Origin of the sequence: Pseudomonas citri (genome assembly GCF_025336485.1) — a bacterium.
Classification (GTDB): Bacteria; Pseudomonadota; Gammaproteobacteria; order Pseudomonadales; family Pseudomonadaceae; genus Aquipseudomonas; species Aquipseudomonas citri.
Map to the genome: position 1 here is coordinate 67770 of NZ_JAODAB010000003.1, position 21670 is coordinate 89439.

Consider the following 21670-nt stretch of genomic DNA (forward strand, 5'->3'; position numbering starts at 1 on the left):
CATGTCCACCGCTTATCCCCTCAACGATGGCGAGCTCAGTGCACAAGACCAGGATCCCCAGGAAACCCGGGAATGGCTCGATGCCTTGGCCTCCACCCTCGACGCCTGCGGTCCGGAGCGCGCCCGCTACCTGCTCAAGCGCCTGGAAGAATATGCGGGTGAACACGGCGTCAGCCGCGACACCCAGGCATTTTCCGCCTACCGCAACACCCTGCCCGTGGAGCAACAGGGCACCTACCCCGGTGATTTGCCGCTCGAAGAGCGCATCACCGGCCTGCTGCGTTGGAACGCCTTGGCGATGGTGGTCCGCGCCAACCATGCCTATGGCGAACTGGGCGGGCATATCGCCAGTTACGCCTCGGCGGCGGAAATTTTCGAGGTAGGCTTCCAGCATTTTTTCCGCGGTGATGGCGACACCGGACAGCGTAATGCCGACCTGGTGTTTTTCCAGCCTCACTCGGCGCCCGGTGTGTACGCCAGGGCCTTCCTCGAAGGTCGCTTGAGCGAAGAACAATTGGCTAACTACCGCCAGGAAATCAACGGCCCAGGCTTGTGCTCCTACCCCCATCCGTGGCTGATGCCAGACTTCTGGCAGTTCCCCACCGGCTCCATGGGCATAGGCCCCATCAGCGCGGTGTACCAGGCGCGGTTCATGCGCTATTTGCTGCACCGCGGCCTGGCGCAGACCGATGGGCGTCATGTCTGGGGCGTGTTTGGCGATGGCGAGATGGACGAACCGGAGTCTATCGCCGGCCTGTCCCTGGCGGCCCGGGAACAACTGGACAATCTGACCTTTATCGTCAACTGCAACCTGCAACGTCTTGACGGGCCGGTACGCGGTAACGGCCAGATCATCCAGGAACTTGAAGCGCTGTTCGCCGGCGCCGGCTGGAACGTGATCAAAGTACTGTGGGGCTCGGAGTGGGATGCGCTGTTCGCCCGCGACACCGACAATGTGCTGCTCAAGCGCCTGGCGGCCACCCCTGACGGGGAATTCCAGACACTCGGAGCCCATGACGGCGCGTATAACCTGGAACACTTCTTTCAGAAGGACCCGCAAGTGCGGCGCCTGGTGGAGCACATGAGCCTGGATGAGATCAATGGCCTCAAACGCGGGGGGCATGATTTCAGAAAACTCTACGCGGCCTTCGCTGCCGCCAAAGCCTGCAAGGGCCGCCCGACAGTGATCCTGGCAAAAACCAAAAAAGGCTATGGCATCGGTGCGGCCGGTGAGTCGCGGATGACCGCGCACCAAGCGAAGAAATTGGATGTCGCCGCCCTGCTTGCCTTCCGTGACCGGTTCCATCTGCCACTGACAGATGAAGACGTGGCGCAACTGCGCTTCTATCGTCCCCCCGAAGACAGCCCGGAGATGCGTTACCTGCGCACCCGGCGCCAGGCCTTGGGCGGGCCTTTGCCGGCGCGCAAGAGCCAGGCGCCGAAGATCGCGGTGCCGCCGCTGGCCGTCACCGGCGGTTTTGCCTTGAAGGCCGAGGGCAAGGAGATGTCCACCACCATGGCCGTCGTGCGCATGCTCACGGCCTGGCTCAAAGCCCCACAGTTGGGGCCACGGGTGGTGCCCATCGTGGCCGATGAAGCGCGCACCTTCGGCATGGCCAGTCTGTTTCGGCAACTGGGTATTTATTCACCCCACGGGCAGTTGTATGAACCGGAAGACAGCGGCTCGATCCTGTCTTATCGCGAATCGCGCAATGGCCAATTGCTGGAAGAAGGCATCACCGAGGCCGGTGCCCTGTCGTCCTGGGTAGCGGCTGCCACCTCCTATTCAGTACACGGCGAGCCGATGCTGCCGGTGTACATCTACTACTCGATGTTTGGTTTCCAGCGGGTCGGCGATTTGATCTGGGCCGCCGCCGATCAGCGTTCCCGGGGCATTTTGCTGGGAGCCACCGCTGGCCGCACCACGCTGGGCGGTGAAGGCTTGCAGCACCAGGACGGTTCCAGCTTGGTGATGGCCTCGATGGTGCCCAATTGCCGCGTCTGGGACCCTTGTTTTGCCGGGGAACTGGCTGTGATCCTCGACCACGCCGCGCGGCGCCTGCTGGAGGAGCAGTGCGACGAGTTCCACTACGTGGCGGTGATGAATGAAAACTACCCCCAGTCGTCGATCGACGAAGCCCGGCACAGCGATATCTTGCAAGGCCTGTATCGGTATTCGAGCAGCACCACCGAGACGTCGCGGATTCGCCTGCGGCTGGTGGGTTCCGGGGCCATTTTGCGGGAGGTGATCGAAGCCAGCGCGATTCTGGCCCGGGACTGGAACATCGACAGCGAGGTGTTCAGTGCCACCAGCTTCAGCGAACTGGCACGTCAGGCGCGCGAGGCCGAGCGCGACAATCGACTGCAAGTGGGCGCCCAGCGCAGCACTCAGTTGGATAAGTACCTGGGCGGCACACAACCCATCATCTCGGCCACTGATTACATTCGCGCCTGGCCGCAACTGATCGCTCAATACCTCACGGCGCCCTACACCACCCTGGGCACTGACGGTTTTGGCCGCAGCGATAATCGGCAAAACCTCAGGCAATTCTTCGAAGTGGATCAACACAGCATCGTTATTGCCGGTTTAAAAAGCCTGGTGGACCACGATGGCCTCGACCCCGGCGTGCTCGCCGACGCAATCCAACGCTACAAACCCGCCCCTTCGCGCGCCGCGCCCTGGGATCGCTGAAGCACCTCCCATGGAAGGCCGGGATCCGCTCGAAATCAAAAGGCCATTTCGCCAAGGGCATTGCCCCTTCCTTTTGTTGAACACGTCGAGGCCAAAGGCGCGCAGTTTGCGCGCCGGCCGCAGATCCGACCAATTCAGAGATTAGCCACATCGCCAAATAGTCTAATCCACATCCCTATATTTCCTAGGCTCGTACAGATGGAGAGGTTTGTTATTTGCCTTAGTTGCAGGATGCATTCCCGTGAACGCACCGGATGGCCAAGACCCAAAAGGGGCATCGAATTTCGATGTGAAAGCCCCCTCGCTGCAACTGCCGAAGGGTGGCGGTGCCATCCGTGGCATGGGCGAGAAGTTCGCCGCCAATCCCGTCACCGGGACGGGCTCGATGTCTGTCCCCATCGCCACCAGCCCTGGGCGCTCGGGTTTTGGGCCGCAACTTTCGCTCTCTTACAACTCCGGCACAGGAAATGGTCCCTTCGGCTTTGGCTGGAGCTGCGCATTGCAGTCGATCAGTCGCAAGACCGACAAGGGCTTGCCCCAGTATCTCGATGCTGTCGACTCCGATGTTTTCATGCTTTCCGGCGCGGAAGACCTGGTGCCTGTCCTTGTACAAGACGCCAACGGCAAGTGGCTGCCGCAAACACTTCAACCTCGAACGGTCGACGGCAAGATCTACCAGATCCGCCGCTACCGGCCTCGGATCGAAGGGCTTTTCGCCCGCATCGAGCGTTGGATTAACACCGAGGACACCGCCGATGTGTTCTGGCGGTCCATCTCCAGGGACAATGTCACCACCTGGTACGGCAGAACGAGCGAGAGTCGCATTGCCGACCCTTCGGACCCACGCCGAATATTCAGTTGGCTGATCTGCCAAAGCCACGACGACAAGGGCAATGTCATCGTCTATGGCTACAAGGCGGAGGACTCGGCAAATGTCTTCGATGACCCTGCCAGTGACAGCCTGTCCAAGGCCCACGAACGTAACCGCACCGATCAGTCTCGTTCCGCACAGCGTTACCTCAAGCGCGTCCGGTACGGCAATGCGTCGCCCTACTTCCCCACGCTGAACGCCGACACTGTGTGGCCGGACCCTCCGGATGCCGGGGCGCCAGACGGCAGCGATGCCTGGAATTTCGAAGTCGTCTTCGATTACGGCGAACACGACGCACGCGCTCCGACACCCACCGATGGGGACACATGGTCTGCGCGTCCCGATCCGTTCTCGTCCTACCGCGCAGGCTTCGAAGTACGCACTTACCGGATCTGCCGGCGTGTCCTCATGTTTCACCATTTTCCGGATGAGCCTGGCGTCGGGCGCAACTGCCTGGTGCGAGCGACGGATTTCACCTATTCGGATGAAGTCGATCCGAACGATGCACGCAATCCGCTCTACACCTTTCTACAAGCCGTCACGTCAACGGGATATCGGCGCAACGATAAGGGCTACGATGAGCGTAGCCTGCCTGCGCTCGGGTTCGAGTACAGCCAGCCCGTCGTCCAGGACACGGTAGAAGAAGTCGACCCGCAGAGCCTGGAAAATCTCCCCGCAGGCTTGGACGGCAGCACCTTTCGCTGGACCGACCTGCATGGCGAAGGTGTTCCCGGCATCCTTACCGAGCAGGTTGGCAGTGGCGCCTGGTTCTACAAGCGCAACCTCGGCCCCCTCAGCAACACGCCGGAGTTCGCACCGCTCGAAACGGTCAGCCTCAAACCCAACGTATCTCTGAGCAGTGGCGTGCAGTTCATGGACCTCGCCGGCGACGGCCTGCCTGACCTGGTCGTCATGGAGGGTCCTGTCCAAGGTCTGTACGAGCACGATGACGCCGAGGGGTGGCAGCCCTTCCGTCCGTTCACTGCGGGTCTGAACCACGACCTGCGCGACCCGAATCTCAAGTTCGTTGACCTCGACGGGGACGGCCAGGCCGACGTGTTGATCACCGAGCATGAAGCTTTTGTCTGGCACGCCTCGCTGACCGAAGACGGCTTCGGTCCGGCCCGTCGTGTCGCGCAGGCGTTCGATGAGGAAAAGGGGCCGCGTGCGGTGTTCGCCGATGGCACCCAATCGATCTACCTGGCCGACCTTTCGGGCGACGGCCTGACCGACATCGTTCGCATCCGCAATGGAGAGGTCTGCTACTGGCCTAACCTGGGCTATGGCCGCTTTGGCACGAAAATCACCATGGATAACGCCCCGTGGTTCGACTATCCAGAGCAGTTCGACCCTCGTTATATCCGCCTCGCCGACATTGATGGTAGCGGCACCACCGACATCATCTACTTGCATCACACCGGGGTACGGTTGTACTTCAACCAGTCCGGCAATGGCTGGAGCCAGCCACAGGCGTTGAAGGCGTTTCCGCGCATCGATGAGGAGGTGAGCGTCTTGCCCACTGACCTGCTGGGTAACGGCACGGCGTGCCTGGTCTGGTCATCCGCGCTGCCAGGCGACACACAGCGCTCGATGCGCTACGTCAATCTCATGGGTGGCCAGAAGCCGCATCTGTTGGTCAAAACCTACAACAACCTCGGGGCTGAGACGCACGTTGAGTACGCGCCGTCCACCAAGTTCTATCTACAGGACAAGCACGACGCAAAACCGTGGATCACCCGCCTGCCTTTTCCGGTCCATGTGGTCGAGCGCGTGACCACCCATGACCTCGTCAGCCGCAATCGCCTGGTCACTCGCTACGCCTACCACCATGGCTACTTCGATGGTGAAGAGCGTGAGTTCCGTGGTTTTGGCATGGTGGAACAATGGGATACGGAGGCGCTTGGCGCCCTGCTCGACGACAACGCCGCCGCGGACAATCTTGCCCCCGCAGCGCATGTACCGCCGGTGTATACCAAGACCTGGTTCCACACCGGCATCTATCTCGGTCGCAACACGATTTCCGACTGCTTTGCCGGCCTGCCGAGCGCCAATGCCCCGGGCGAATACTTTCGCGAGCCCGGCCTGACCGACGCCGCAGCCCAGGCCCTGCTCTTGCCGGATACGCTGTTGCCGGCCGACCTGCCTCGCGAGCATGAGCGCGAAGCCTGCCGCGCCCTCAAGGGGGCCATGCTGCGCCAGGAGATCTACGCGGACGATGCCGCTGCCGACGCAACGGCTGACCAGCACCTGCGTGCCCGTACCCCCTACTCCATCACCGAGCAGAATTTCACCCTTCGCGCATTACAGCCCCGGAGCGGCAACCGTCACGCCGTATTCTTCACCCATCCCCGCGAAACCATCAGCTACCACTATGAGCGCAACCCGGTCGACCCGCGTATCCAGCACGCCCTGACGCTTGAAGTGGACGCCTTCGGCAATGTGCTCAAGCAGGCCGCAATTGGCTATGGGCGTCGCCCACGGATTCCTGTGATCGATGGGCAGGGGCACGTGCAACTCCGGCCGAACCCCGGATTCGAAGGGCTTCATCCGACCGATCAGGCCCGGCAAACCACTGCGCTGCTGACCTATACCGAGAACCGCTTCACCCATGCCATCGAAACGCTTGACGTCCATCGAGCGCCCCTGCCCTGCGAGGCTGTTTCCTTCGAACTCACAGACTACCCAGCCACGGGGCCAGCCGGTCGCTACCAGGCCACGGATTTCGTCGAGCCGGATGCTGGCGCAGCAGGACATCTGCGCCACAGGTTCAGTGGCCCGGAAGTCGCCTACGAGGCCAACGCCAGCGGCAGCGGCAGCGGCAGCGGCAGTCAGCGCCGCCGTATCGAATGGTTGCGTATTCTTTATCGGCATGACGACTTGGGCAGCCTGCTGCCCCTTGGCGAACTGCACCCGCTGGCCTTGCCGGGTGAGAGCTACAAGCTCGCCCTCACCCCTGGCCTGCTCGCCGAGGTCTACCGGCGCCCTTGCCAAGAGCAGCCGGCCGCGTCGCTGCTGCCGGATCCGGCGGCCGTCCTCAGTCACCAGGGCGGCTACTTGCAGAGCCAAGTGCTAAAGGCGGACGGACGCTTCCCCGCGAGCGATCCGGACAATCACTGGTGGATTCCTTCGGGACGGTCCTTCTACGGCACGGACCCGGACGACGACGCAACCACGGAACTGATGCAGGCCCGCCGGCATTTCTTCCTGCCTCGCCGCTACCGTGACGCCTTTGGTCAGCATGCTTTCGTGGATTTCGACAGCCACGACCTTCTGCTTGCGCAAACCCGCGATGCACTGGGCAACCGTGTGACGGTAGTCGCCAACGACTACCGGGTCCTGCAGCCGCGCCTGGTCAGCGACCCGAACGGCAACCGGGCTGAGGTGGCCTTCGACACGCTCGGCATGGTGGCGGGAACCGCAGTCATGGGTAAGCCACGTCCCGCGGCGGTGGAAGGCGACACGCTCGAAGGTTTCGCCAGCGACCCCACCCAGGCCCAGCTCGATGAGTTTTTCGAGGCGGTGGATCCGCGTGCCGCTGCTGCGGTACTACTGAACGGCGCAACCACCCGTATCCTTTACGACGTCGATCGCTTTCGCCGCACCCGGCAGGCTAATCCGCACGATGCTGCCGCGTGGCAGCCGGCCTGTTGCGCGACGCTCACGCGTGAAACCCATGTCAGTGCTGCGCTGCCACCCCAAGGTCTCAGGATCCAGCTCAGCGTTGCCTATTCCGACGGTTTCGGCCGCGAGATCCAGAACAAGATCCAGGTCGAGCCGGGGCCCGGCCCGCAGCGTGACACCGATGGCAAGATCATCGTGGACGCGGATGGCCTGCCTGATGGGAATGACATAAGCCCGCGTTGGGTCGGCAGCGGCTGGACTGTATTCAACAACAAGGGCAAGCCTGTCCGCCAATACGAGCCTTTCTTCACCGACACCAGCCGCTTCGAGTTCGATGTCCGCATCGGTGTCAGTCCGGTGATTTTCTATGATCCGGCCGGGCGCGTCGTCGCCACGCTGCATCCAAACCACACCTTCGAAAAGGTGCTCTTCAATCCCTGGCAACAGACCACCTACGACGTCAACGACACCTGCGCGCCCCGGGGTGCCCAGACCGGCGACCCTCGCTCCGACCCTGACATCGGGGGCTACGTCGCCGGGTATTTCGAGACGCAACCGGACACTTGGTCGACCTGGCATGCACAGCGCGTTAGCGGCGCCCTCGGGTCAGCCGAACGCAATGCCGCCTTGCGTGCGCAAGCCCATGCCGACACCCCCACCATCGCCCATTTCGACACGCTCGGCCGTCCCTTCCTCACTGTCACATGCAACCGGGTTGCCTGCCCCGGTCACGACCTCGACGACACACAAGACACCTTTGCCACACGGGTCGAACTGGACATTGAAGGTAACCAGCGTGCCGTGCGCGATGCCATCCAGCAGGCCGGCGACCCGTTCGGTCGCGTGGTCATGCGCTACGTCTACGACATGCTCGGCAACCGTATCCATCAGCTCAGCATGGACGCCGGTGCACGCTGGATGCTCAACGACGTAACTGGCAAGCCCATCCGCGCCTGGGACAGCCGGGGGCACGACTTCACTACCACCTACGATGCACTCCGTCGACCGCAGGCGCAGACGGTGCGAGGCAACACGCCGGACTCCGATCCGCGCACCCTGGATCGCGACATCGTCCTTGACCGGATCGAGTACGGCGAAAGTCTCGTCGATGCCCAAGCGCTCAACCTGCGCACCCGCGTCTACCGCCACTTCGATTCGGCTGGCGTCGTCACCAACGGCCGGCTGGATGCCAATGGCAACCCGAGCGAGGCTTATGACTTCAAGGGCAACCTGTTGCACAGCACACGGCAGCTGGCCAGCGACTACACCGCGCTGCCCGACTGGCAGGCAGATCCGCGACTGGATGCCGAATACTTCGAGGGCAGCACGCGCTACGACGCGCTCAACCGCGCCATCCAGTCCATTGCACCCCACAGCAGCCTGGCCCGCGCCCAGTGCAACGTGATCCAGCCGGTGTACAACCAGGCCAACCAGCTGCAGCGGCTGGACGTCTGGCTGGAGCGCGCGACAGTTCCCGTAGCGTTGCTCAACCCGGACGACGACGTTCCTTCCCCAGTCGGGGTTGCCAACATTGACTACAACGCCAAAGGGCAGCGTCTGCGCATTGACTACAAGAATGGCGCCAGCACCCTCCACAGCTACGACCCGATGACTTTTCGGCTGAAGCATCTGCTCACGCGGCGCGTTGCGGCCGATTTCCCCGACGATGATCCGCAGCCGCCGATCACCGGCTGGCCGGGCCGTCAGGTGCAAAGCCTGCGCTACGTCTATGACCCGGCTGGCAACATCACCCATGTCCAGGACGATGCGCAGCAAACGGTCTACTTCAGGAACAAGCGCGTCGAACCAGACAATGACTACATCTACGACGCGCTCTACCGGCTGATCCAGGCCACGGGCCGCGAACACCTGGGACAAGGTGGCGCGCCGATCCCCCATTCGCACAACGATGCCGGACGTGTCGGCTTGCTGAGCGCCGATGCCAACGGACGCTTCGCCCCCAATGACGGCAATGCCATGGGCACCTACATCGAGCGATACGTGTACGACGCTGTCGGTAACTTCCTGCAGATGCAGCACCGTGGCAACGATGCGGCCCATGCAGGCTGGACGCGCGCCTATGACTACCTCGAACCGAGCCTGACCGAAACCGACGGCGATAGTGTTTCGCCCAAGACCAGCAACCGTCTGAGCCACACCACGGCGGGTTCGACAGGAAACGGCGCGCAGGCGCAAATGTACCGGCACGACGCCCACGGCAACATGATCCGCATGCCGCACCTCGGCGGCGGGCTGTCCGCGGCGAACATGCACTGGAATTGCAAGGACCAACTGTGCCAAGTCGATCTGGGGGGCGGCGGCAAGGCCTTCCATGTCTATGACGCGTCGGGCCAGCGTGTGCGCAAGGTCTGCGAGAAGGCGCCGGGGCGTATCGAAGAGCGCATCTACCTTGGCGGTTTCGAGATTTTCCGCGAGCACGCAGGTTCTATCGGTGCCGGGAGTGCCTCGTTGGAGCGCACGACGTTGCACATGATGGACAGCAAGCAGCGCATCGCCCTGGTGGAAACCCGCACGCTCGACAGGACAGGCGACGACCCGGCGCCACGGCAGTTGATCCGCTATCAGTTTGGTAATCATCTTGGCTCGGCCAGTCTGGAGCTGGATGAACATGCGCAGATCATTTCCTACGAGGAATACACGCCCTTCGGCAGTACGGCTTACCAGGCTGTCCGGAGCCGGACCGACACACCCAAGCGCTATCGATTCACTGCAAAGGAGCGCGACGAGGAGACAGGGCTGGGCTATCACGGTGCGCGATATTACGCAGCCTGGCTGGGACGCTGGACCGCCGCGGACCCTGCCGGGCTTGTCGACGGCACCAACCTGTTTGCCTACGTCGGCAACCAGCCTCTGCGCAGCACCGATCCCAGTGGCACGCACTGTGATCCAACCACCGCCACTTGCATCGATCCGACGACGCCGACCGCTCGCGAAGAACTCCTGCAACAGAGCCTGCCGGAGGACGAACGCGACTTGCCCCCCGCCTCCTTTGCCGAAGAGACACCCAGCGAGCCTGTCGCGTCCGGATCCGGTTCGGGCAGCAGAGCGCAAGAGACCTCGACCGCGCTCTCGCTGTTTTCGTTCGTCGTCCAGAGGAGCTTTGCCCCCGTCAGTCCGACCGGTGCCGCATTGGGCGAGACGCTGAATCTGTATTCAGGACCAACTGCCAGGGCCGCGGCAGAACTTGCCCCAGGCTACATGATCAAGGACACCATTTATTACGGCCCCGCCGATGCCGCCGAGAGTGCGTTGCGTGCCCGTCTTGGCCTCGGGCCCACGGACATGATCCCACCGAATGAGTACAACCCGATCTGGGATGAAGCGTCGCGACTGGCGGTGCGGGACGCGGCCATCTCCGGCAGCGTGCGCACCCACAACGATCTCAGCACCTTGAACCCGAATTCGATCCAGGCGCGGGTGGAACTGCCGACCTTGCGCCGCTACGGCACCGCGGTCGGCGGCGTCAACCTCGTGGGTGGTGCCCTGAGCATCTATGGCGGCACGCAGGAAGAAGACAGTTTTCTGGCCGCACTGGGCATCGGTGGGGGCACGGTTCAGGCAACGGGAGGAGCGCTTTTCATTGCCGGTGCCTGGCGAACCTCTTCATCCCTGATGTCCGTGGGACGGGGCATGGGTACGGCCGGCGCCATCATCACCGCGCCCATCGTGCTGTCCCACGCGGCAGACGATATCCAGAGCGGCGATGAATACCGACAGTTCCGGGGAACGCTCAGCGCAGTCGGCGTGGTTGCGCCGCCTGCCGCATTCCTATCCGTCTACAACGACGTTTTCGTTCAGCCCGCGGCGGAAACGTTCTACGAAGTCGCTCGACGAGACATCGCCCAGATGCTGGGCGTTCCGCTGCACTGGGTCTATTGAACGATCGCATTGCCTTGCATGGGAATGGGAGCCATAAGTCATGCCACACGTCATCCTCATCCGCCTCGCGCCAATGAAACCTATCAGCGGCGCCAGCTTCACGAGCTATCTCAACAACCTGACGATCCGCGCGTTCGACCTGTCGTTCGGTAACTCTGCCGATGGCACGCTGGTCGGGCAGGCTCAGGGCGCATGGGTGCCGAACACCGGCATCGATGCGGTTGGCCCAGCATTCACGCCCGCCAACCAGCGGATCGTGCAGCACTTCTCCGTGTACCCGTTGCAGGTAAACCCATTTCCCGCGCCACCAAGCCCGGACGTGCGCCTGGAAGCGGTGGCGACAGCGATCATCGAGCTAACCCCGCCCGCCGCTGAGTTCAACACCGCCGATCTGCGCCTGGAGATCAAGCAGGGCTCGCAGCTCGTGGCCTACGAGCGGCTCGACTTCAACGTGAAGGTAGAGCCCAGTGCACCGATCTCGAACAATCCGCTGACCTATATCACCGTCGATCCCCCCGCCGTCGTGCTGACATTGCCGGACCCCGGGGTCGCGCTCGATCCGAATGCAGCCTTCGTGGAACTGCCGGTCGACGGCACGCCGCCCAAGTTCGTGCCACTGTGCAATGCGATCAACAAGGTGCTGGCGCAGGACCCCGGCGGCGGTGCCACGCTCGCCAACCATAGTCCGCTGACAGCGGCGCAGTCGCGCCAGGTCTCGCGCGAAATCATCTGGAACCGCAAGATCGCGCCCCCGCCTGAGCGGCCGAACAACCGCCGCCTCGAGGACATGTACACGCGCCCGCAGACCGATACGTCGTGGAGCACGGACGAACGCGACAAGGCGGACATGGATCGCAAGCAGTATGAAGCCAGCCTGCTCGGCTATTACGCCTTGCAGAACGCCAATGCCGATCGCCTGGCGCAGTACGTTTTCGCCGCATCGGCCGCCGTGTGGGCTGGGCAGCAGAGCGCCAATCCCGGTCGCGTCGGCCTGCGCTTCCCTATCGAGCCCGGGCCTCCCCCGACTCCGGGTGAGACGTTTCGTCGGGCCGATGTCGTGATCGTGAATGAGGGCGGGTTGCTCTTGAACTTCCAGGTACCTGCCGAATACTTCTATGCGCTCTCGGCAGTCCTGGCGGCGAACGTCACCGCCGAGGAACGCTATCGGATGGTCACCGACGATGACGAGTCGCGCATCGTCGCGTCCATCAGGGCCGCCCTTGACGCCAACATCATCGTCGCCCCTGCCACGACGCCCGAAAACGCCGCGCGCCGGCTCGCCGCCATCGGCCGGGGCCGCATGCAGCGCGTCCCGCTTTGCCCGCTCAACGCCAACGTAAACACCCTGGTCACGGCATGGCTCGCCCAGATGGCCGTGTCGATCGACCCTTTCTGGCAACAGGCACCTTTCCCGGCCGCACTCGTACCCGGGCATCTCGACCTGGTGCTCGCCGTCATCACGCAACAAACCGTGGTCACGCCGGCTTCGGTCGCGTTGATCGCCGCAATCAAAGGCATCCCGGTCGCCAACGTGGCACAACTCAAGGCCCGCACTGTCCAGCAGTGGCAGGCCTTCTTCCTGCCCGCCAACGTGGCCCTGCTGCCGGATTTCACCCAACCGGGTACGCCGCAGGAGCGGGTCGAAGCGTTCGTGCGCCAGTTGCGCAAATATTTCGAGGTGCTGTCGATTGCGCCGGCACCGTCCGCGAGCGCCAACGCGAACGCGCAGTCGATTCCGCTCGCCGCCAACGATCCCTTGGTCGCGTTCCTAGCGGCGGCCCCCGGTTTTGCGTTTCCGGTGGCGAACTGGAGCGCACCTGTCATCTTGAACGCGCTGCAGATGGTATTTCCCGACGACACGGCAGCACAGGCGTGGCTGCTCGACGTGCTCAAGACCCTCGATGAACTGCTGCGCGCGACCACCGGCGTCGGGCCGGCAGCGCTGCAATTCTCCCTGCTCGAAGCCCTCTACGCGCGCGGATTCACGTCACGGGCGCAGATCCAGGCGCTGAGCACCAGTGAATTCGAACACGCACTGACCGGAACGGTAGCCTTCCCGTTCGCCACGGCCATCCAGGCTGCGGCCGGCGGCGCGACGGGGGTTGCCCCGCCGGCCGCCCCCGGCCCGTTCACGCCAGTCAATCCGGATGGATCGCTCGTCAACTGCATTCCGCCATGGCACTTGTCCCCGCTCGGACCGGTCAAGTATCTGCAGGATTTGCTTGCAACCGGTGTCGGCGCGACATGCGAGCATCCGGCGGCCATCGGTGACACGCTCGCGGAACTGCTCGCGCCGCGCCGCGGTGCCCTCGGCGACCTTCACGCCACGGCTGCGAATGTGCACACCAAGCTGCCGCTGATCGACATCATCAATGAGAACCTCGAGGACCTCGTAGACAATGGAGCCCCCGGCGTCGTCTATGACACCGGCGCCACGGCACTGGGCGGGCACGCGCTAAAACCAGTCGACACCGATAACGGCACGGGGCACGCCGCCGATACTTTGTTCGCCGCGCTGCCGGAGCATTCGACGCCGGCCACGCCGGTGAAGAAGCCGGACGCCTATGTGAAACTCGCCGACGATTTTTCCTCGCCGCGGTTGCCCTACTCGCAGTCGCTCGACATCTCGCGCACGTACCTGTGTGGCCTGGGCACATCGCGGTTCGCGACTCTGCGCGCGTTTCGAGAAGAAATCACCGAGTTTGCCATCGACGCGAAGCAGGAGGCCGTCGACTTCCAGAAACATCTGTGGCGGTATCCGGTGCGGATCGAACTGGCGATCGAGTACCTGCGCCTCTCCCCCGCCGAGTACCAGACGCTCTACGTCGCTCCAATCGGCCCGGCCGAGCTGTTCAAGATGTACGGCTTCCCCTCGGCCACGATCAAAGGGGTCGGCTGGAAATCGATCGTCTTGCATGTGCCGGAATTCCTCAAGCGCACAGGGCTGGACTACTGCGAGTTCCTGGAACTCTGGCAGTCGAAATTCGTCGAGTTCGAACGGCAACCGAGCGCGCCAGGAGCGGCTGCGGGGCGCTCGACGAGAACGCCACCGAAGATTGGCTTCCCGGATTGCGAACCGTGCTGTCCGGAGGATCTGGTGATCCAGTTCGTCAAACGGCAGTCGCCTGAAGATGCGCTACGACGGCTGATGGTGTTCATCCGCCTTTGGCGCTCGCTCAAGTGCCTGCCCGGCGCCGGCTACAGCTTTGCGGACCTGCGCGACATTTGCCTGGTGCTCGAACTGTTCCAGGGCGCGAAGATCAACCCGGAATTCATCCGTCAGCTGGCCGCCTTCCAGATCCTGCGAGATGACTGGCGACTTGCGCTCGGCACCGATCCGCAGGCGGCGCCAGACGCGACCGGTGCGGCGCGCACACGCCTGCTTGGCTTGTGGGCCGCCACGCCCACCACGTCCTTCGATTGGGCCGTGGAATCCCTGCTCGGACGCATCGAGGACCGCGCCGAGCGCGAGCACGCGCCCGGTCGACGTCCGGGCAGCCATCGTCGCCATCGTCCGCCCGAGTTCATCAAGGTCCTGCGCGACAACCTCGATGCGCTGTCGCTGCTGAGTGGCTTCGATCCTGTCGCAAGGCCTTGGAATGCACGGCCGACCGGCACGCTGCGCTTTGTGGAAATCCTCGCCAAGCTCTACGCCTCGTCGTTTAACACTGGCGAACTGCTGTACCTGTTCTCGGTCGACCAGCATGTCGACGGCGACGATCCGTTCTGCCAGCAGGACCAGAACGAAGCGCTCGATCAACCTTTCGATTTTCCGGAGGAAGGACATCCTTATGACCTGTGGAGCCTGCGGCGCAAGCTGCTGGATGTCCACGCGACAGAAGAGGACATCGCCGCACTGACCTGGAGCGGCCTCGTCACCGCGATGCGGAGCGATTTCGGCTACGAGCCCCCGGCGGGCACCGATCCGCTGCAGGAACTGGGGCAACACTTGCTGCCCGAAACCCTCGCTGAGGCCGGGTTTGCCGTCGGCCCACAGGCGCGTCAGTATCGCTCACCGCTCGCGGTCACCAGCGCGAGCATGTGGAATTTCCCCCATCCCGGACCGTTTCAATACGATGCCGTCGCCAAGGAGCTGACGACATCGGTGCCGTTGCTCGACCAGGACGTGCTGTTCAAGCTCAATGCGATCGAGCAGTTGACGGATGCCGAGCGCAAGGCGGTACAGCAGTTGTACTTCGCCCCGCGTGCCGAGCTTGCGCGCTTTTCGTTCCTGTTCCCCAGCCTCGCCGACGCCGAGCAGGCCCTGGTCCAGGAAGCGGATGAGACCCGGCGCTGGGCGTATTTGCGCCGCGCATTCGTGGAGTTCTCGCGTCGTGCGCGCATCATCGCCGAACATCTTGCCGCCCATGTGGGCTATGCCTCTGACGGCACCGACGCACAAACCGAACTGACGTGGCTGATCCTTTGCCGCCTGCTCGGCGACGAGAACAAAGCCACGACGGCTTGGGAGCAGGACAACGGCAAGTTGCCAGCCAGCTTCTCATGGTTGCAACCCGCCGGCGGTGCCTTTGCCGCGCTGACTGGCCTTACCGGCACCGGCCTGCTCGGTGAGGTGAACGGCGCAAGCGGGACGTCATGGCCCGAACTGCGCGGGCCGATGACGGTGTTCTCGGCCGCGGCCAATGCATGGAACGCCCCCGCTCCCACGATCGTACCGGGCTTGGGCTTCACATTACCGCCGGCACAACTGAAGTTCGCCCTGTTGCGCAACGGACTGGCGCTGCGTGAGTCGGACGGCCTGCCGCTGGCTGGCGCCGAAGGCTATACCGCACGCTGGCGCGGTGTGCTGATCGTCGAGACGGCGGGCACTTACACATTCTTCGCCGGCGTGCCGACAGCGGATTGCGCCGCACCCGATTTCGAGACATGCAGTCATAACAAGTGGCGCATCAACCTGCGGCGCGGCCAGAAAACGTTCCGCCTGCTGAACTACCGGTGGGCGGACGAGCCGGCGCCGGACCGTGCGTCCGGCCCGCTGCACCTCAAGCGCGGTGCCTATTTCATCGACATAGATTTCGAGGAGACACCCCCCACGTTCGACGAGAAGCACGAACTGGTCCGCGCCCGCACCGGTTTTACCGTGAAGTACCAGGGCCCGGACACCGATGACTGCATTGCCGAGCTGCCGGCCGAGCGCCTGTATCGCGACGTCTCAGCGGGCGAACTGAACAGCGCCCAGGCCGTGGTGCCATCGGCGAAGGCATATCTGGCCCTGCAATACACCAGCAGCCTGCGTGACATCCGCCGCACCTACCAGCGCGCATTCAAGGCGCTGCTGTTCTGCCACCGGCTGCGTCTGTCGGCGCATCGGGTGACGCGGGCAAACGTTTCCGAAACCGAGTACATGCTGTCGTCGCCGGATCTGTTCGCCGGCGTCACTTATATGCCCGGCACACCGTTTACATCGCACCGCGTGTACCTGGACTTCAATTTCCTGCCGATTGGCGATACCTACAACGGCGATCCCGAGCGCCAGCCACCGGCACCGCTCGATCAGCGTGCAACGCCGTCGGCCCAGCGCCGACAGGCGCTCTTCGACTGGTTCGAACGGCTCCACGACTACACGGTAATGCGTCAAGCCGTCCAGCAACGGGCTGAGCGCCTCGCGTGGCTCTGTTTTGTCGAGGCGTCGAACCAGCAGCCTGCCGATCCCGTGCCGCTGTTGGTGGACCTGGCCGTGGACATGGACCATGCCGCGCTTGTCCTTGATTTCCACGACGGTGTATCCGTCGATTGGGTCAAGCTGTTGGACGATCGCTGGGCGATTCGCGTCTGGCACGCCGCCTCGTGGGTTCGCCGACTGCTCAAGGCGTTCGTTCCACTCGATCTGGCCCAGGCGCAGCCCGATCTCTGGGCCGCGAGTGCGGCACCGGCCATGGCCACCGGTAACGCGAACCTGACGAAGTTCTACCGCGACGGCATGATCGAGCGCGGCAGCCCGCTACGTTACGCTGACATCGAACATCTCAATAATCTGCTGCGCGAACGCGGCCGCACGGCCTTGGTCGCGTATCTCAGCACAATGAACCGGGTACCACTGCCATTTGTGCCAGGTACATTCGCCAACTCAGCAAAAGATCTGAGCACCTTGCTGCTGATCGACGTCGAAGCGGGCATTTGCCAGAAGCTGAGTCGCACCGAGGAGGCAGTCACGGCGGTGCGGTCGTTTGTAGAGCGTGCGCGCCTCGCCCAGGAGCCGACATTCGTGGTGCAGCCGATGTTCGCCTCTGTCTGGGACCAGCGCTTTGCGACCTTCCATGTCTGGCAGGCTTGCCGCCGTCGCACACTGTACAAAGAGAACTATGTCGAGTGGAGCGAGCACGAACGCGCCATCCGGACAGAAGCGTTCCGTTTCCTCGAATCCGAGCTGCGGCGTGGGACACTGACTGCGCCGCAACCTGGCGGCATGGAGTACTGGCCTGGTCCCTACTGGCCGGTACACCCGTCATTGAATGTGCTGCAACACCGTGACCCGTCCTATCTGAAGCAGGTGCCGCAGCCCGAGAACCTCGGGTTGATGGGCAAGCCCGAACGCCATGCCAGGCCCAGTTGGTTGGCGCCGTCGCAACTCCACCTGTCCGTCCGCCAGCCCCCCGGCACGACGCACAACGTCGCGGGGGAAGCTTCCATAAAACTCGCTGCGACGGTCCCTGCCAACGCCTCCACCGATACGCCGTCCGCTGCGACCTCACCGCAGCTGCCGCTCTGGATCCAGGCAGCGGTCCGCCTGGGTACGCGCTTCCTGCGCATTGCCGCAGCCGGGGAACCGCCTGCCACGTCGGCGTACGCGCTGCCGGAAAAAGCGCTCTCGACGTGCTGTACCCAATGCGGCCGCATGCACCCGCCGGTCATGGATGAGTACTACTTCTGGCTGGTGGACAGCGAGTATTACGATCCGGGTGTCCTGAATCCCAACGAACCGTCTCTGTACCAAGATGCGGACTGGGGTGTCGTACCGCCGGACATGACCTCCGACTGGCATCGCCGTGACCGTCTGCCACCGCTGCTGGCCTGGCCGCCACGACCGATGGTGAAGCTCGCCTGGTGCCGCGTGCACAATGGAGAGTTCCAGACCCCGCGCATCAGTGATGAAGGTGCGCATGTCAATCCTGCCAGCGGCGAGCCGCAGCTCGAATTGCTCGGCCGTGAGGTCGATTCCCTTCGGTTCCGGATCACCCACGCCGCGGCGCTTCCGGCGGGCCATGCAGACCCGTCACCGTGGGGTTTTCGCTACGACATCGTCTCGGATACCGCCGTCGTGACGCCCGAAGTAATCGCGACGCCCCTCGCGCCAGCCCCTCTGGCGCCCTTGTTGCCAGCGTATCCGTTCTTCGTCTATTTCACGCCTGGCGCCCCCCTTGAGCCTTCGCTCTACTCGACCGCCATGACGGTGGCCGGAACGCTGCGCGCCCACTGCCGTTTCGAGGCCGCCCTGAAATGGTATGAAATGTACTTCGCTCCGGGTGACAAGGACCTGCGCTGGGCCACCTGCCGCACGTCGCAGCCACCCTCGAGCGGAACCGTTCCCGGCACCGACGTTCCGAGAGGCTCGAAGAAGGCCGCTGCGAACACGCCAGCCAGTTCCCCGCCACCCATCGGCCGCAACATGACGGCGGTGTCGACGCGTGAAGGCAGGCGCACCGACCAGGATCCTTGCTGTGACACGCAGGTGAAGACGGACCTTGCGACCCGGCAGCGAAGCGTCGTCCTGGCGTACCTCGAAACGCTGCTTCAGCACGCGCAGGCAGCCATGTGCCGACATTCCCCCGAGGGCTACGCCTTGGCGCGGCTGCGCCTCGACACGCTCTCTAGATTCCTCGGCGAACGGCCACGCACGATCTTCGGCCAGGATGATGCTATCCAGGCGCAAACGGTCGCCCACTTCATCCCACGCTTCGCGCCGCTCAACCCGCGGCTGATGGAGAGCTATGACCGCGTAGCCGATCAACTGGATGCACTCCATCACTGCCTGACAAAGGCGCGACTGGTGGGCGACATCACCAATCCGGACACCTCCTACTGGGGCGACGATCCGGTACGGCGCGGATGGAAGAGCGTGGCCGCAAACTGCCTTGATGACGACGGTTGTTGCTGTCCTCCCAGTCCGTACCGCTTCCCCTTCCTCATCCAGCGCGCCGTGGAGACGGCGAGCGAGGTGCGCACGTTTGGCGCGGCGCTGCTGGCGGCCTTCGAGAAAGGCGATGCCGAGTTCCTCGCAGCCATGCGGGCCACGCACGAACGGCAGATGCTCAACCTGACCGAGGAGATCCGGCGCACGGAATTCCGCGAAGCGGACTGGCAGGTGCAGGCTCTGCAGAAAACCAAGCAAGGGGCGCTGGCGCGGCGACAGTACTACAGCGACCTCATCGCCAACGGCCTGATTCCCAAGGAGCAGGCGTACCAGAACCTGACAGGCGTTTCCATGACCACCCGTGCCGCCGGCAACGTCGTCGAAGGTGTCGGTCAGGTCATGAACCTGATTCCGGACATTACGACGGGCGTCGCGGGCATCGCTTCAACCCCGGTGTCGGTGTTCCAGATGCCGATCGGTACCAAACTGGCCCACGCGTTCGCCGCGGCCGCGAGAATTCTCTACACAGTGGCCGATATCACCGGTACACAGGCCGGCCTGGCGCTGACCGAGGGCGGATGGGATCGCCGTGAGGCGGACTGGATTTTCCAGGTCACGGTACTCGACATCGAGATACAGCAGATCGAGCGGCAGATCCTCGGCGCCGAGCGGCGCCGCGACGTGGCACTGCGCCAGTTGAACAACCTGGTGCAACAGAAACAGCAAGCGGCTGAGCTGCAGGACTTCCTGCGCGACAAATTCACCAATCACGCGCTCTACCTGTTCCTGCAACAGGAAACGGCGGCGTTGCACCACCAGATGTTCGACATCGCCTGGTGCTGGGCACGCCAGGCACAGCGTGCGTTCCAGCTGGAACGCGAGCTGACCGCGCAAACGTTCCTGCCAGCGGATACCTGGGACGGGCTGCACGAAGGCCTGTTGGCCGGCGAACGGCTGTCGACATCGCTGCGGGCGATGGAGAAAGCCTACTTCGATCAGAACCGACGCGAGCAGGAGCTGATGACGCGGCTGTCGCTGCTGATTGATTTCCCGCTCGCGTTTCTGCAGTTGAAGACCACCGGCACCTGCGAAATCGAGATTCCGGAATGGCGCCTGGACCGCGAATATCCCGGGCACTACCTGCGCCGGATCAAGAGTGTCAGCCTGACCATCCCCTCGGTGGTGGGTCCATACGCGGGCGTGCATTGCAAGTTGACGCTGCTGAGCAGCACGACACGTGTCGAACCCACGCTACTCGATATCGAAGACTGCTGCCCTGGTGAATGCACCTGCGGTTGCTGCGAGCGTCGGCGCTACGAAGCCATCAAGGATGATCCCCGCATCGTGAAGCGCTACGGCGCAACCGAAGCGATCGCGACCTCCACCGGGCAGAACGACTCGGGCCTGTTCGAGCTCAATTTCCGCGACGAGCGTTACCTGCCGTTCGAATACGCCGGGGCGATCAGCCGCTGGCGCATCGAGTTGCCCATCGAGACCAACGCGTTCGACATTGATACGGTAAGCGACCTGATTGTCCAGTTGAGCTACACCGCTCGTGAAGGCGGCTCGCTGCTGCGCAAGGCAAGCTGGGCCGCTGCTTCCTGCTTGCTCCCTGGCGCGGGGCTCCGTCTGTTCGACTTCAAGCGGGACTTCGCCGATGCGTGGCAGCGGTTCAAGGCAGTCGTGCCGACAGCTTCGCCACCCGACGCCATACGTGCGCTTACGCTGCGCATGTGCCGTGGCATGTTCCCGTACCTGCCGGGCCAGCGGCCGGTGCGCATGTGCCGCGTCGAACTGTGGTTCGAAGCACAAGGCTGTAGCGGCGTGCGCAATCATGAGATCGAGTTCGTGCCCTATGGCGATTGCGCCTGCGAGGACGACAGCGAAGCCGGCTGCGACCGCTTTTTCTTGACCTGCGTGACCAGTGAGGACTGGCCCTGCCTCTTCCATGGCGTGATCGAGTACCCGTTCCCGTTCCTCGGCGACGAACGATCGGTGACGATCGGCGATTTCCTGTTCCCGCAAAGCATCGGCGTGGTGCACCGAGCCTATCTGATGTGCTCGTATGAGGCCGGTCCGCCGGAACGCTGCTTGCCGAAACGGCCCACCTGCGACGGCGATTGCATGGCGGATTGTTGAAAACAGGCCCGTTCCCGGGCCATACCAGGAGTTAACACATGGCGAAGAAGCCCCCGCTTGACGAACACACAGATCTCCCCCGTCGAAGACCAGGGGCCTCTGCGCGAGCGATGACGCCTGCGCCCGGGCCTCTTATCGAGCTGAGGCCGGGTTTTTTTCTCAATGCCGACCACATTGTCAGCGTGCGGGTATTGCCGCAGGAAGAAAATGACGTCTATGCAGTCCTGCATTTATCCAATGGCGACAAGCAGAACCTGACTCGCGAAGAATACACGGCGATTACCGGTGAAGAACCGCGCCTGGCAGAGTGGCAGGTACAAAAAGATACAGGGACGGAGTAGTCCCTACGCACGGA

General features: G+C 63.4%; 4 protein-coding genes. All 4 read left to right on the top strand.

Annotated features, from left to right (window positions below):
• Position 1: 1 nt before the first annotated feature.
• The 4 genes from mdeB (at position 2) to N4Q37_RS04510 (ending at position 21656) form a co-directional block, all read left to right on the top strand.
• Positions 2-2692 carry an alpha-ketoglutarate dehydrogenase gene (gene mdeB / locus N4Q37_RS04495; protein WP_260955699.1) on the top strand — a complete coding sequence of 897 codons (2691 nt, stop codon included), beginning with the start codon at positions 2-4 and terminating at the stop codon, positions 2690-2692.
• 289 nt (positions 2693-2981) lie between these two features.
• Positions 2982-11084, top strand: coding sequence for a SpvB/TcaC N-terminal domain-containing protein (locus N4Q37_RS04500; protein ID WP_260955700.1), 8103 nt, complete (start codon positions 2982-2984; stop codon positions 11082-11084).
• 40 nt (positions 11085-11124) lie between these two features.
• Positions 11125-21315 (top strand): Tc toxin subunit A-related protein, encoded by a 10191-nt coding sequence (locus N4Q37_RS04505; RefSeq protein ID WP_260955701.1) that lies wholly within the window; start codon positions 11125-11127, stop codon positions 21313-21315.
• 38 nt (positions 21316-21353) lie between these two features.
• Positions 21354-21656: a hypothetical protein gene (locus tag N4Q37_RS04510; protein WP_260955702.1), complete on the top strand. Its 303-nt coding sequence runs from the start codon at positions 21354-21356 to the stop codon at positions 21654-21656.
• The last annotated feature ends 14 nt before the right edge of the window (positions 21657-21670 follow it).

What these genes read in the sequence shown, in the direction of transcription:
- mdeB (WP_260955699.1), top strand. Translation starts at nt 2, where the DNA reads ATGTCCACCGCTTATCCCCTCAACGATGGCGAGCTCAGTGCACAAGAC.
- N4Q37_RS04505 (WP_260955701.1), top strand. Translation starts at nt 11,125, where the DNA reads ATGCCACACGTCATCCTCATCCGCCTCGCGCCAATGAAACCTATCAGC.
- N4Q37_RS04510 (WP_260955702.1), top strand. Translation starts at nt 21,354, where the DNA reads ATGGCGAAGAAGCCCCCGCTTGACGAACACACAGATCTCCCCCGTCGA.